We start from the raw sequence: 10,635 nt of genomic DNA on the forward strand, positions 1-10,635 counted from the left end.
TCCAGTTTCCGGCTCCGGCGGGGATCGGCAGCAGAGCCGAATTTCCCCGGGCGGGGGCCGAAGGTCCTCACCGTCCACTCCGGACTAGAAGGTGAGAAACCCCGCAGTGGCAACGGAAACCAGTCCGGCGAGCTCGACCATCCCGATCCGCGACGGCCGCCACGACGGGTCGTGCCACCAGGCGGCGCGAGCGGCGAGCAGCACGAACGCGGCCACCGGCCACCACCAGCCGGTGGCTATCGCGAGCGCGAGCGTCGCGACGACGGCGGCGAGCGAGAAAGCGCGCGCTGCGGCGGTATACGCGGGATTGGCGCGCTCGCGGATCAGCGACTTCACGTGCAGCGTGGAGCCGATGAGAGCGACGGCGGCGAGCGCCGCGGCGGCGAGCACCGGCGCGGCGGTCATGGCTGCCCAGGGCTGGCTCCCGGCGGCCACTCCGGCCACGACCGGAACCAGCAGCGCGCACTCGGCGATCAGGACGAGGTCGTTGGCCATCGACCGTTCGCGGCGCGCTCGCGCGAACCCGAGGTTGACTCCGAATAGCGTCAGATAGCCGAGCAGCGCCCAGATCAGCCAGGGACGCGCGCTGAGCACGACCGCGCCCGCTGTTACGCACACCGGAGTCCACAGCAGCGCGGCCCGGCGGAACCGGCTGGGCCGTCGTGCGGTGAGCAGCCCGGTCACGGCCCAGCCCGCCGGATGGGCGGACACCCAGGCCACCGCGAACGGGATCAGCCAGGCGGACCAGCCGCCTGCCGCGACTCCGAGCAGAAGCGGCAGGCCGAGAAATCCCCAGGCTCCGTGCTGCGGCGGAACGACGGGAGCCTTGCGGCGCGTCGTCGGTGCGGTCACCGCAGAGGCTCCGCGGCCCGCGCGGCGACGTCGGCGTCGCTGCAGAATCCGGTGCGGTGGCGTTTGAGGCACAGCAGTCCGAGCAGTGCGCCGTCGTGGTCGACGACGGCGAGTCTCCGCTGCCCGCGACGGAGCAGGAGCTGGCGCGCGTCCTCGGCGGGCAGGTCGGCGGAGACGGTCCGGCCCGTCAGCCGGACGTACCGCAGGGCGGGGCCGGATGCGGTTTCGTCCAGGTCTTCGCGAACGAGCGTGCCCAGGAGCCGGCCGGACTCGGTGAACAGGAGCATGTGGACGTGGTCGTCGGCGAAACAAGCCCTGGCTTCGGCGACGGAAGCCTTGGCGGGCAAGGTTTTCGGCAGCCGGACGACCACATCGGCGACCGTCGGTTCAGGCAAGGGTTTGCCTCTCTCCGGTCGCCCGGTCTCGCACGACGGCCGGAGCCGGTTGCGGTGCGGGCGGCGCGCCGCGACGGGCGCGGTAGACGACGTACGGCCGCCACAGGTAGGCCAGCGGCGCCGACCACACGTGCACCAGCCGCGTGAACGGCCACAGCGCGAGCAAAAGGAATCCGCCGACCGCGTGCAGCTGGTAGACCAGCGGGGCGTCGATCATCAGCTGGCTCTGCGGGGAGAACCAGAAGATGCCGCGGAACCAGACGGCGATGGTCTCGCGGTAGTCGTAGCCGTGTCCGAACAGGTTGACGCCGACCGTGGCCGTCATGCCGAGCACCACCATCGCGGCGAGCGCGACGTACAGGACTTTGTCCATTGTGGTCGTGGCGCGGCGCACCCGGCCGTTGACCACGCGGCGTGCGATCAGCAGCACCAGCCCGGCGACCAGCACGAGCCCGGAGAGCGTGCCGCCCCACACCGCGACGGCGTGGTACAGCCCTTCGGGGACACCGATCGCGCTCGTCAGTGACGACGGCACCAGCAGGCCGCCCGCGTGTCCCACGATCACGCCGAACGCGCCGAGGTGAAACAGCGGAGAGGCCCACCGCAGAATGCGGCTTTCCAGCAACTGGCTGGTGTGCGTCGTCCAGCCGAACTGGTCGTGGCGCCACCGCCAGACGTGGCCGAGCACGAACACCGCCAGGCAGGCGTAGGGCAGCACGATCCAGACGAACGTGGTCACGGGGCACTCTCCAGGGAAGGACACGAGCCAGAGTTGAGTTCGGGGCCGAAGCCGATCGCGTCGACATCGGCTCCGTAAGCCGCCAGCCCGACCGATTCCACCGGCGGGCCGTCGACGGCGAGCGCGGCGACCGCCGCCCGGTCGTCCGGGGTCAGCGGCGGCAGCGCGGCGACGACGGCGTCGAGGACGTGCCGGTACGGCGAACCGGCTTCTTCGAGCGCGCAGCGCAGCAATTCCAGGCCGCGCCGGTGCTGGCGCAGCGGGGCCTCGCCGTCGCCGGGACCTGCGGCGGCGGCGAATTCCAGCACCACCGGCAGCAGGTCAGGCAGTTCGCCCTCGGCCAGGCGCAGGCCGTGCGCGCGGTAGCGCTGTTTCAGCGTGAGCAAAGCGATGCCGCGCTTGCGGGTGTCGCCGTGCAGGTAGTAGGTCAGGTACAGCCCGCTGCGCCGACGCAGGTCGAATGTGCGCACGTAATGGGTCTCGACGGCAAGCGACTCGGTGGTGAGCAGCCAGTCGAGAAACTCCGCCAGCCGGTCGCGGACCTCGGGGTGGGCGAGCGCCTCGACCGTCTCGCGGAGTTCGTCCGCCGCGGAGAACAGCCGGGCGTCGGGATAGGCGAGCAGGACCGAGGCGAGGTCGAACAACCGGGTCCGGTCCGCCGGATCGACCGTCATGCCGTGCCTCCCGCCGGGTCGATGGTCAGCCCGAGCCTGCCGTCGGAGCGACGGCTGAGGAGGCCGCGGCGCCCTGGACGGACTCGCTCGTCTTCGGACACGAGGTGGAATCGCTCGGCGGTGGCGGCCTGTTCGGTCATCCCCGGTCCGCCCGTGCAGTCGAGCGAGCAGTCCGAAGTGGACGCTGCCTGCGCTTCGAGGGCCGCGGCGTCCTTGTCGTAGGCCGCGGGCACGACGTAGCGCTCGTCGTACTTGGCGATGGCCAGGAGCCGGTACATCGCTTCGATCTGCTCGCCCGGCATTCCCACGGCGTCGCACAGTTCCTCGGCGACAGTGCCGTCGAGGGTGCGCGCCCGCATGTAGGAGCGCATGGCGGCGAGCTTCATCAGCACTCCGGCGACGGCCTCGGAGTCGCCTGCGGTGAACAGTTCCGCCAGGTACTCGACCGGGATCCGGAGGTCGCGAATGGTGTGGAAAACGTCGTCTGCGTCGGTGTCGTCGCGTCCGGCGGCCCCGACCGCGTCGAGCACCGGGGACAGCGGCGGCACGTACCAGACCATCGGCAGCGTGCGGTACTCCGGATGCAGCGGCAACGCGATCCGGTACTCGCTGATCAGCCGCCACACCGGCGACGCCTGCGCGGCGAGCACCCATTCCTCCGGCAGGCCCGCTTCATACGCCAGCCGCACCGTTTCGGGGTCGTGCGGATCGAGGAACACCGCCCGCTGCGCGGCGAGCAGCTCGTGCCCGTCCTCCACCGAGGCCGCGGCCAGTACTGCGTCCTCGTCGTAGAAGACCAGCCCGAGATAGCGCAGCCTGCCGACGCACGTTTCGGAACAAATGGTCGGCTGGCCCGCTTCGATCCGCGGGAAGCAAAAGGTGCACTTCTCCGCTTTGCCGGTGGCGTGGTTGACGTAGACCTTCTTGTACGGGCACGCGCTCACGCACATCCGCCAGCCGCGGCACCGGTCCTGGTCGACCAGGACGATCCCGTCCTCCTCGCGTTTGTACATCGCGCCCGAGGGACAGGCGGATACGCACGCCGGGTTCAGGCAGTGCTCGCAGATCCGCGGCAGGTGGAACATGAACGTCTTCTCGAACTCGAACTTCACCCGCGCGGCGGCCTCGGGGTCCATGGCCGCGATGTTCGGGTCGGTTCCGGCCCGTTCGGGCGCGCCGCCGAGACTGTCCTCCCAGTTGGCGCCCCACTCCAGGCGCATCGGCTCGCCGGTGAGCGCCGAACGCGGTTGCTTGACCGGCGTGTCGGCCGACCCGGCGGGCGCGTCGAGGAGGATGTCCTTGTCGAAGGTGGCGGGTTCGTAATAGTCCTCGAGCGACGGCAGATCCGGGTTGGCGAAGATCCGCGACAGCCGCTTCGCCCGGCCGCCGGAGCGGAGCACCAGCCTGCCCTTGGCGTCGAGCTTCCAGCCGCCTTTCCAGCGTTCCTGGTCCTCGTAGTGCTTCGGGTAGCCGATGCCGGGTTTGGTCTCGACGTTGTTGAACCAGACGTACTCGGTGCCCTCGCGGTTGGTCCAGGTCTGCTTGCAGGTGACCGAGCAGGTGTGGCACCCGATGCACTTGTCGAGGTTCATCACCATCGCCACTTGAGCGCGGATGCGCATGTCAGTACTCCACTTCCTGGCTGCGCCGCCGCACGACGGTGATCTCGTCGCGCTGGCTGCCGATCGGTCCGTAGTAGTTGAAGGCATAGGTCAGCTGGGCGTGCCCGCCCGCGAGATGCGTGGGCTTGACCAGCAACCGGGTCATCGAGTTGTGGTAGCCGCCGCGCTTTCCCTTGCCGCGGCCGCCTTTTTCGGTCTTCGGGACGTTCACCGTCCGCTCGGGGGAGTGGTACTGGAACACCGTGCCCTCGGGCATCCGGTGGCTGACCACGGCCCTGGCGACGATCACGCCGTTGCGGTTGACCGCCTCGACCCAGTCGTTGTCGGCGACGCCGATCTTCGCGGCGTCCTCGACGCTCATCCACAGCACCGGCCCGCCGCGCGACAGCGCGAGCATCAGCTCGTTGTCGTGGTACATCGAGTGGATCGACCATTTCGCGTGCGGGGTCAGGAACCGGACGGTGACGCCGCCGTCGGCGAGGTCGCCGGGCTTCCCGAAGTGCCGCGCCATGTTGAGCGGCGGCCGGTAGCCGGGCAGATGCTCGCCCAGTTCGGCGACCCAGTCGTGTTCGACGAAGAACTGCTGCCGTCCGGTGAGCGTGTGCCACGGCTTGCGGCGCTCGACGTTGATGGTGAACGGCGAATAGCGGCGGCCGCCCTTTTCCGAACCGGACCATTCCGGGCTCGTGATCACCGGCTGCGGGGCCTGTTGCGTGGCCGCGTAGGTGACGTGCTCGGTTTCGTGGCCCTCGACCAGGTCGGTGAACTGCTGCCCGGTCTGCTTTTCCAGCTGCAGGAAGCCTTCGTGCGCGACGCGGCCGTTGGTCGTGCCGGAGAGCGCGAGGATCGCCTCGCACATCCGGTCCGCGGTGGACAGCGACGGCCGCCCGGCGAGCGGGCCGTCGGCGATGACGCCGTTGCGGCGGCGCAGGTATTCCAGTTCCGGGGCGACGTCGACGGTGATGCCCTTGGTGGTGGTGCCGAGTTTGTCCAGCAGCGGGCCGACCGCGCGCATCTTGGCGCCGAGCAGGGTGTAGTCGCGCTCGATTTCGATCAGCTTCGGCATCGTCACGCCCGGCACCGGCTCGCATTCGCCGCGGCCCCAGTCCCGGACCCGTCCGGACGGCGTGGCCAGTTCGTCGGGAGTGTCGTGCTGCAGCGGCGCGGCCAGCACGTCGCGGCGAGTGCCGAGATGGGCGACCGCGAGCTCGCTGACCTTGTCCGCCAGTGCGAGGAACGCGTCGTAGTCGGTGCGCACCTCCCCGGGCGGATCGACCGCGGGGGAGAAGGCGTGCACGAAGGGGTGCATGTCGGTGGTGGAGATGTCGTGCTTCTCGTACCAGGTCGCGGCGGGCAGCACGAGGTCGGAGTGCAGGCCGGTGTTGGTCATCCGGAAGTCGACCGTGGTGAGCAGGTCGAGCTTGCCGGTCGGCGCGTCGTCCCGCCACTTCACGTCGCGCGGGCGTTCGGCCGTGCCGCATTCGTCGGCCGAGGCGAGGGAATCCACGCCGAGCAGGTGCTTGAGGAAGAACTCGTTGCCCTTGCCCGAGGAGCCGAGCAGGTTGGCCCGCCACAGGGTCAGGCAGCGCGGGAAGTTCGCCGGATCGTCGGGGTCGTCGGCGACCGCGTGCAGCCGCCCCGCCCGCAGTTCGCCGACGATGTGCTCGGCCGCGCTGACTCCGGCGGCCGCGGCCTCGTCGGCGAGGTCGAGCGGGTTGCGGTCGAACGCGGGGTGGCCGGGCGACCAGCCCATCCGCTGCGCGGCCGCGACCGTGTCGGCGAAGGCCATCCCGGCCAGCCTGCCCTCGCCGAGCGGGGAAGCCAGCTCGTCGGCGGGCACCTTCTCGTAGCGCCACTGGTCGGTGTGCAGATACCAGAACGGCGTGGCGGCCTGGTGGCGCATCGGGCGCTGCCAGTCGAAGGCGAAGCTCAGGTGCTGCTGCCCGGTGAGCGGCCGGGCCTTCTCCTGCCCGACGTAGTGCGCCCAGCCGCCGCCGTTGACGCCCTGACAGCCGGTGAGGGTGACCAGTGCGATCAGCGCGCGGTAGGTCATGTCCGAGTGGAACCACTGGTTCGCACCCGCGCCTAGCGCGATCATCGACCGGCCGTGGCTGCGTTCGGCGTTGCGCGCCAGTTCGCGCCCGATCCGGGCGGCCAGCGCCGCCGGCACGCCGGTGATCCGCTCCTGCCAGGCCGGGGTGTGCGGGGCGTCGGCGTCGTCGTACCCGGTGGGCCACTCGCCCGGCAGGTCGCCGCGCTGGACGCCGTACTGGGCCATGAGCAGGTCGAAGACGCTGGTGACGAGGTGTTCTCCGACCCGCACGACGGGCACGCCGCGCCGCATGGTGGCGCCGCCCTCGGTCTCGCCGATGTCGAACCGGGCGAGGTCGACGGCGACCTGGCCGCTGGCGTGGCCGAGCACGCCGAGCGCGGGCACGACGTCGCCGAGGTCGAGGTTCCAGCGGCCTTCGCCCTCGGCGCCGTAACGGAAACCCAGGGATCCGTTGGGCACCACGGGTTTTCCGGTGGCGTCGTCGAGCAGGACGGTCTTGTGCCGCGCCCCTTCGCCGTCGTCGCCGAGATCGGCGGCGGTGAGGAAGCGGTCGGTGGCGTAGACGCCGGGCTCGCGTTCCCGCAGCGTCACGAGGAACGGCAGGTCGGTGTTGGACCGCACGTAGTCGGTGAAGTAGGGCACCTGGCGGTCGCGGAAGAACTCGGTGAGGACGACGTGCCCCATGGCCATCGCCAGCGCTCCGTCCGTGCCCGGGTGCGGAGCCAGCCAGTCGTCGGCGAACTTGACGTTGTCGGCGTAGTCCGGGCTGACCGCGACCACCTTCGCGCCGCGGTAGCGCGCCTCGGCGAGGAAATGCGCGTCCGGGGTGCGGGTGACCGGGATGTTGGAGCCCCACATGACCAGGTAGGTGGAGTTCCACCAGTCGCCCGCCTCGGGCACGTCGGTCTGGTCGCCCCACACCTGCGGCGAAGCGACCGGCAGGTCGGCGTACCAGTCGTAGAACGACAGCAGCGTGGCACCGAGCAGCGCGTGGTAGCGGGTGCCCGCGGCGAAGGACGCCATCGACATCGCCGGGATCGGCGAGAACCCGACCACGCGGTCGGGCCCGAAGGTCTTGGTGGTGTAGACGTGTGCGGCGGCGATCATCGTCGTCGCCTCGTCGAAGGTGGCGCGGACAAACCCGCCGCGGCCGCGCTGTTCCTTGTAGGCCTTGGCTTTGCGCGGGTCCTCGACAATGTCCGCCCAGGCCGCGACCGGGTCGCCGAACCGCCTGAGCCCGGCCCGGAACATCGTGAGCAGCGAACCCCGCACGTACGGATGGCGCACCCGCGACGGCGAGTACTCGTACCAGGAGAACGACGCACCCCGGGGACAGCCGCGCGGCTCGTAGTCGGGGCTGTCCGGCCCGGTGCCCGGGTAGTCGGTCGCCTGGTGCTCCCAGGTGATCAGGCCGTCCTTGACGAAAACGTTCCACGAGCACGAACCGGTGCAGTTCACCCCGTGCGTCGAACGCACGACGCGGTCGTAGCTCCACCGGTCGCGGTAGAACGACTCCCACGCGTTCGCGTCGATCTGGTGCAGGGTGCGCCCGTGGTCGCCGACGGTCTCCTTGGTCAGCAGCCGCCGCACGCCGAGCAGCGGTCCGTGCCCGGGAACGCGGTCGTTGGCCGGCACTGGTCGTGTGGGCAATGCGACTCCTTCGGGCGGTCGGCTCGGCGGGACTGTCCCGCTGCGACACCACCCTGGTGCCGGCCGTACGCCATTCAGCTTCGGCGAAGGAGGCGGACCGTTCACCGGGCGTTCGTCACGGGTCGAAGTGACCTTCGGCCTCTGCGGGCCGCCATGCGCGCGTACGCGCAGTCCTGTCGGGAATCCACCACGATTCCGCGGGAAGAGTCTCTTGCGCCCGCCATCGATCGGCTGCCGCGCAAGCGGAACGGACGGCCGTGACGGTGTTCTCCGCAGGGAGCGGCGGCAGCGGAGGGGCCGGGGACGAGGGGAAGAGCCCCATGCCGCCGCCACCGCTCGAGGCGAGAGCGCTGCTGCCGAATCGTCGGGGTTGGCCCGCTCGCGGCTCTCGCGCTTTCGATTCTTCTTCTTGCCGCCGGGGGAACGGCAGGGCGCAATGTCCTCGCCGCGGAGGACGAAGGGCAGCGCCGGTGGCCGCTGTCGCTGCTGGCGTCGCCGATGAGCATCCAGCCGGCCAGCGGTCGAGATCCTCAGCGGAGGCATCTCGGTGCCGGACGGGGTGGACCTCGTTGCCCGTCGTTGACTGCGGTGGCCGGTGCGGAAGACGTTCTGCGGCAACGAGGACGGGCCGCGGCTTCGCTGCCGCTGGCTCCCTGTTCAGAATCGGCTGATCAGCCGGAAGCGGCGCGGGGATCGCGTCCGGCCAGCGGCAGGGTCAAGGTCAGCAGCGCTCCGCCGCCGGGGTTGCTTCCGGCCGTGACGTGGCCGCCGTGCCGGTCGGCGATTTCGCTCACCAGGGCCAGACCGAGGCCGTAGTGGCGGCGCGGCGAGGATTCGGGGCGGGCGGACGAGAATCGCTCGAACAATCCCGGCAGGACCGCGGGGTCGATGCCGGGCCCGTCGTCGGAAACCTCGACGACGCCGGTGGTTCCGGTTTGCTTCGTCGTGATGGTGACCGCCGAACGGGCGTGGGTCACGGCGTTGTCGACCAACGCGGTCACGGCGCGGAGGAGGCCGCCCTGAGTGCCGCGCACGAGCAGCGTCGGCACCGTCGGACGCGCCTCGATGACGATCGAGCGCTCGGCCGCGGCCGGGGTTCCGGCGGCGGCCGCCCGGGCGGCGAGTTCCACGAGATCGAGCGTCGCGGTGAGTCCGTCCGCGCGGACGTCGGCGGCCAGCAGAAGGTCTTCGAGGATGTCGGTGAGGTGCCCGGCGTCGGCGACGACCCCGTCGATTTCGGCGGTCAGCCGTTCTCGGGAGTCGCCGCGCCGCAGGTGCCGGCGCAGCACCTGGACGCGCGTGGACAGCAGGGTCAACGGGGTGCGGAGTTCGTGGCTCGCGTCGGCGACGAACCGTCGTTGCATGCCCAGCGCGGTGGCCAGCGGTGCGACCGCGCGCCGCCCGAACCACACACCCGCGCCCACTGCCAGCAGCAGCCCCACTCCGCCGCTGAAGAGCATGGCGGCGAGCAACCGCTCGCGTTCGTCGTTGTTCGCCCGCAGGTCCAGCGCCGCCTGCACGGTCTGCGTGCCGCGCTGCTCGGTGTAGACCTCGTAGCCGGCTCGCTCGCCGCGGACCTCGTCGGTTTGCGCGGTCCCGGTCTTCGCGACGTTCGCCAGCGCCGCCCGGTCGGGCAGGACGGCCGGTGCGCCGGGCGTCGCCGTCAGGCCGCCGGGTCCCTGGATGGCGAGCCAGACCCCGGCGGGCGGGTCCTGCACGTCGTCGGCCTGCGAGGCGGCCTGCTGCAGCAGGGCGGCCACGCCGGTTTGCTGGCTTCGCAGCACCATCAACACCGCGAGGCCGGACAGCAGCACGACAATCGCGGCGACGGACAGCCCGACCTGCAAGCCCAGTCGCCAGGTCGCGCGTCGCAGCAGCCTCGCTTCGGTCGAGGCCGGCGGGCGGCTCACGGCGCGCCCAGCTGGTATCCGCGCCCGTGGACCGTCGCGATGACCGGCCGCCCGAGCTTTCGGCGCAGGTACGACACGTAGGTGTCGACGACGGCCTCGCTGTCGGCCTCCGGGAAGGCCAGGCTGAGCAGATCCCGCCGGGTGAAGACCCGGGAGGGCCTGCCCGCGAGCGTCGCCAGCAGCGCGCATTCCCGTTCGGACAGCCGGACCGGCTCGCCAGCCCCGGGGCCCGGCTCGACCTGGCGGGTGTCCAGGTTCAGCCGCATCGTGCCGACCGGCAGCACCCGGGCGACGTCGAGGTGGCGGCGGCGCAGCGCGCGCAGCCTGGCGAGCAGTTCGTCCACGTCGAACGGTTTGGGCAGATAGTCCTCGGCTCCGGCGTCCAGGCCGGCGACGCGGTCCGCGGGGTTGCCGAGCGCGGAAAGCACCAGCACCGGCGTCGTGACGCCTTTGCCGCGCAGCCGGGCGAGAACGTCGAGGCCGTCGAGCGCGGGCAGGCCCCGGTCCAGGATCACCACGTCGTACTGCCGCACCAGGCCGAGGTGCAGGCCGCGTTGCCCGTCCGCGGCGGTTTCGACCTCGTAGCCCTCGTCGGACAGCAGTTCGGTCAGGAGCTCGGCCAGTTCGGCGTTGTCCTCGACCAGCAGGACCCGGCCGGAGCCGCGGTGCGCAGTGTCCATCCCGCAATCGTGCCTGCCCGCGCGGCCCGCGGCATCCGCGGCCCGGATTCCCAGATTTTC

8 protein-coding genes are annotated in these 10,635 nt (G+C 71.2%); all 8 read right to left on the reverse strand.

Features of this window, described 5'->3' with window-relative positions; translation table 11 throughout:
• Positions 1 to 84 precede the first annotated feature (84 nt).
• The 8 genes from FKO37_RS26815 to FKO37_RS26850 all read right to left on the reverse strand — a co-directional run bounded on the left by FKO37_RS26815 (position 85) and on the right by FKO37_RS26850 (position 10,575).
• Positions 85 to 852, reverse strand: a complete 768-nt coding sequence (locus FKO37_RS26815) for a YwiC-like family protein (RefSeq protein WP_037806012.1) — start codon at positions 850 to 852, stop codon at positions 85 to 87.
• Entirely contained in the window at positions 849 to 1,247 is a 399-nt protein-coding gene (locus FKO37_RS26820) for a CBS domain-containing protein (RefSeq protein ID WP_037806013.1), read from the reverse strand. Before FKO37_RS26820 ends, FKO37_RS26815 begins: the two co-directional genes overlap by 4 nt.
• Positions 1,240 to 1,986: a respiratory nitrate reductase subunit gamma gene (gene narI, locus FKO37_RS26825; RefSeq protein WP_238606263.1), complete on the reverse strand. Its 747-nt coding sequence runs from the start codon at positions 1,984 to 1,986 to the stop codon at positions 1,240 to 1,242. Before narI ends, FKO37_RS26820 begins: the two co-directional genes overlap by 8 nt.
• Positions 1,983 to 2,660 carry a nitrate reductase molybdenum cofactor assembly chaperone gene (gene narJ, locus FKO37_RS26830; RefSeq protein WP_238606264.1) on the reverse strand — a complete coding sequence of 226 codons (678 nt, stop codon included), beginning with the start codon at positions 2,658 to 2,660 and terminating at the stop codon, positions 1,983 to 1,985. Before narJ ends, narI begins: the two co-directional genes overlap by 4 nt.
• Positions 2,657 to 4,282 (reverse strand): nitrate reductase subunit beta, encoded by a 1,626-nt coding sequence (gene narH / locus FKO37_RS26835; RefSeq protein ID WP_238606265.1) that lies wholly within the window; start codon positions 4,280 to 4,282, stop codon positions 2,657 to 2,659. The genes narJ and narH overlap by 4 nt, the downstream gene beginning before the upstream one ends.
• 1 nt (position 4,283) lies before the next feature.
• On the reverse strand, positions 4,284 to 7,985 hold the full coding sequence (locus FKO37_RS26840) for a nitrate reductase subunit alpha (protein ID WP_238606267.1): 3,702 nt from the start codon (positions 7,983 to 7,985) through the stop codon (positions 4,284 to 4,286).
• A 671-nt stretch (positions 7,986 to 8,656) separates the two neighbouring features.
• A complete protein-coding gene (locus tag FKO37_RS47610; protein ID WP_238606269.1) occupies positions 8,657 to 9,895 on the reverse strand; it encodes a cell wall metabolism sensor histidine kinase WalK in 1,239 nt (412 codons plus the stop codon).
• The gene (locus tag FKO37_RS26850; RefSeq protein WP_134661457.1) at positions 9,892 to 10,575 is read right to left on the reverse strand and encodes a response regulator transcription factor; all 684 of its coding nucleotides are present in this window, start codon (positions 10,573 to 10,575) and stop codon (positions 9,892 to 9,894) included. The genes FKO37_RS47610 and FKO37_RS26850 overlap by 4 nt, the downstream gene beginning before the upstream one ends.
• Between the last annotated feature and the right edge of the window lie 60 nt (positions 10,576 to 10,635).

This window comes from Amycolatopsis sp. Poz14 (genome assembly GCF_006704225.1).
Taxonomy (GTDB): Bacteria; Actinomycetota; Actinomycetes; order Mycobacteriales; family Pseudonocardiaceae; genus Amycolatopsis; species Amycolatopsis nivea.

Excerpts from the sequence above, each read along its gene's own strand:
- narJ (WP_238606264.1), bottom strand. The coding sequence starts at position 2,660 with ATGACGGTCGATCCGGCGGACCGGACCCGGTTGTTCGACCTCGCCTCG.
- narH (WP_238606265.1), bottom strand. The coding sequence starts at position 4,282 with ATGCGCATCCGCGCTCAAGTGGCGATGGTGATGAACCTCGACAAGTGC.
- FKO37_RS26850 (WP_134661457.1), bottom strand. The coding sequence starts at position 10,575 with ATGGACACTGCGCACCGCGGCTCCGGCCGGGTCCTGCTGGTCGAGGAC.